3 protein-coding genes are annotated in these 2,848 nt (G+C 58.3%); 2 read left to right on the top strand and 1 reads right to left on the bottom strand.

From position 1 onward, the window contains the following. Positions 1-244: TetR/AcrR family transcriptional regulator C-terminal domain-containing protein (locus A3730_RS22655; RefSeq protein WP_197477578.1), on the top strand; the 244-nt coding region annotated here is incomplete at its 5' end. A 106-nt stretch (positions 245-350) separates the two neighbouring features. Beyond that, complete coding sequence (locus A3730_RS22650; protein ID WP_063519359.1) at positions 351-986, top strand: endonuclease; 636 nt, start codon at positions 351-353, stop codon at positions 984-986. Between the two features lie 140 nt (positions 987-1,126). Here A3730_RS22650 and A3730_RS22645 read toward each other — a convergent pair. Beyond that, positions 1,127-2,848: acyl-CoA dehydrogenase C-terminal domain-containing protein (locus tag A3730_RS22645; protein ID WP_063539006.1), on the bottom strand; the 1,722-nt coding region annotated here is incomplete at its 5' end.

The following is a 2,848-nucleotide window of genomic DNA, read 5'->3' as shown; positions in this document are numbered from 1 at the left end:
AACCGTTTACGAAGCCGGGCCACACATGTTGCAAGAGCAGTTGCAGCTTTACCTTCAGTGCCTGCACGACCGCGGACTCCTATCAGGAGCCCAGCCCAGCCCCCACGCCGCCCGGCAGTTTTTCGGGATGATCAAGGCCGACTTCCAGCTCTGCGCCCTGCTGGCGCCCAGCCAGCTTCCCGACGAAACCGCGATCACTGCACATATCCAGAGCTGCGTGACGCTTTTGTTAGACAACCACTAGTCCCACCGTTGGCACCACCTGTCTGCTCGGTATACATTGTAGATATCCGTCACCCTGGCCTTGGGGGCTAAGATGGCAATACTGGAAATGTGACAGGATTCACAATATGCACAAAATTACACTGGCTTTACTGGCAAGTTTTTTGCCGGTTGCGGCCAGCTACGCCGATGGCATGGACGCACTGTTCCTCAAGCAGGTTTACGCCAACGGAGGCAACACCCTTTATTGTCAGGAGCCCTTCAAGTCCGGTGATCGCATTTCGGTAGAGCAGATTTACGATGAACGCCGACTGGCTCAGCATTTTGGTTGTCGCAGCAGTCGCCTTTGCGAAAACAATCCGCAATTTGCAGACATTTATAAAGACCGTCACGCCCTCTTCCCTGTCACCCGCCGCGCCGAACTGGATCGCCGTCGCACCCTGTTTGGCGACCTGCCTGACACTACGGCAAAAGACAGTAACTGCGGTTACAAACAATCTTTCCAGGTATTCGAGCCACCGGTCAGCGCCAAGGGAGACGTAGCCCGGGCCATGCTCTATCTCCACGAACGTTACGAGCTTCCCCTGCTGGGTACCCTGGATATGTACCAACGCTGGAACCAGGAAGACCCGGTCACCGACGAAGAGCGCCGCCGCAATAACGTGATCGAGCAACTGCAAGGCAACCGTAATCCCTTCATTGACGAGCCCGACCGCGCGCAGAGCCTGCAAGGCAGCTCACCGTTAAATATGCAGTTTCCGTAGAAGAGTCGCAGCACGCTTCATGCAGCAGGCAACAACACATCGCCTGATAGGCTGCCGTGATGAACCATAAAAAAACCGCACCCTTGAGGGGTGCGGTTTTTTAATGCGTGCGGCGTGTTGCGTGCCACATGCAGCGGTCTTTAAAACAGATCCGCATCCAGATCCATCATGGTAGCCGCGCCACTGTTCAGCTGGGCCGCCAGGGACTGGGCTTTCGGCAAGACACGCTGGAAGTAGTACTGGCCGGTAATGCGCTTCGCTTTGACGAAGTCATCATCACGACCATCCGTGGCCGCCAGCATCTGGGCCCACAGCCATGCGTAGATCACATAGCCAAAAATATCCAGATACTCCACCGCGCCGGCGCTGATGGCATCCGGGTTGTCACCGGCCTGGGCCAGCAACGTATCGGTGGAGGACTTCAGCAATGCCAAAGCCGCTTGCAGGTCGTCTTTTACTGCAGCCAGCTGCGCGTTGTCGCCATTGGCATCAACCCAGGCCTGAGCATCCGCCAGGAAGGCATCCACGGACTTGCCGCCGTTGCGAGCCACTTTGCGGCCAGCCAGGTCCAGCGCCTGAATGCCGTTAGTGCCTTCGTAGATCTGGGAAATACGGCAATCACGAACGAACTGCTCCATGCCCCACTCACGGATATAACCGTGACCACCGAACACCTGCTGACCGGTGATAGTGGTATCCAGACCACGGTCAGTAAAGAAGGCCTTGGCAATCGGGGTCAACAGCGCCACGCGATCTTCCGCTTTTTTCTTGGCGTCTGCGTCTTCGCTGAACTTGGAGGTATCCAGCTGCATGCCCACGTAGGCGGCCAGGGCGCGGCCCCCTTCGTTGATGGCACGCATGTTCATCAGCATGCGGCGCACATCACCGTGCACGATGATCGGATCCGCCGGCCCGTCAGGGTTCTTCGCGCCGGTGGCGCTGCGGCCCTGCAGACGTTCGCGGGCGTATTCCACCGCGCTCTGGTAGCTGGCTTCACCCAGACCCAGGCCTTGCAGACCGATGGACAGACGCTCGTAGTTCATCATGGTGAACATGCACGCCAGGCCCTGGTTCGGCTCACCGATGATCCAGCCTTTGGCGTCGTCAAAGTTCATCACGCAGGTGGCGGAACCCTTGATGCCCATCTTGTGCTCGATGGAACCGCAGGTCGCACCGTTAGCTTCACCCGGATTGTTATCCGCGTCAGGCAGGAATTTGGGCACCAGGAACAGGGAAATGCCCTTGGAGCCAGCCGGCGCGTCCGGCAGCTTGGCCAGCACCAGGTGGATATGGTTGCCGGTCAGGTCATGCTCGCCGCCGGTGATAAAAATCTTGGTGCCGGTGATGTTGAAGGAGCCATCGTCGTTGGGCACGGCTTTAGTGCGCAGAATGCCCAGATCGGTCCCGGAATGAGGTTCGGTCAGGCACATGGTGCCGCTCCACTCACCACTGTACAGCTTGGGCAGGTACTGCCCCTTCAGCTCTTCAGAGGCATGCGCGTCTACCGCCAGGCAGGCACCGCTGGTCAGCGCCGGGTACAGGGCAAACGAAGAACAAGCGCTGTGCATCATTTCTTCGAACAGTACCGCCAGGGATTTGGGCATGCCCTGGCCACCGAATTCCGGGTTACCGGAAAAAGCGCTCCAGCCATTTTCGGCGAAAGTCTTGAACGCGTCCTTGAAGCCGTCCGGGGTGGTCACTTCCCCGTCGTTCCAGGTACAGCCCTGCTCATCGCTGTTGCGATTCAGCGGAAACAGCAGCCCTTCGGTCATTTTGCCCGCTTCTTCCAGAATGGCATCGGACAAATCCTGAGTCACCTCTGCGGTGGCCGGCATGGAGGCCCAGAGCTGATCCGCTTTGAA

It is taken from the genome of Alcanivorax sp. HI0044, from assembly GCF_001634945.1.
Note: the sequence above shows the minus strand (reverse complement) of the source record. Positions and strands in the feature narration are given on the sequence as shown.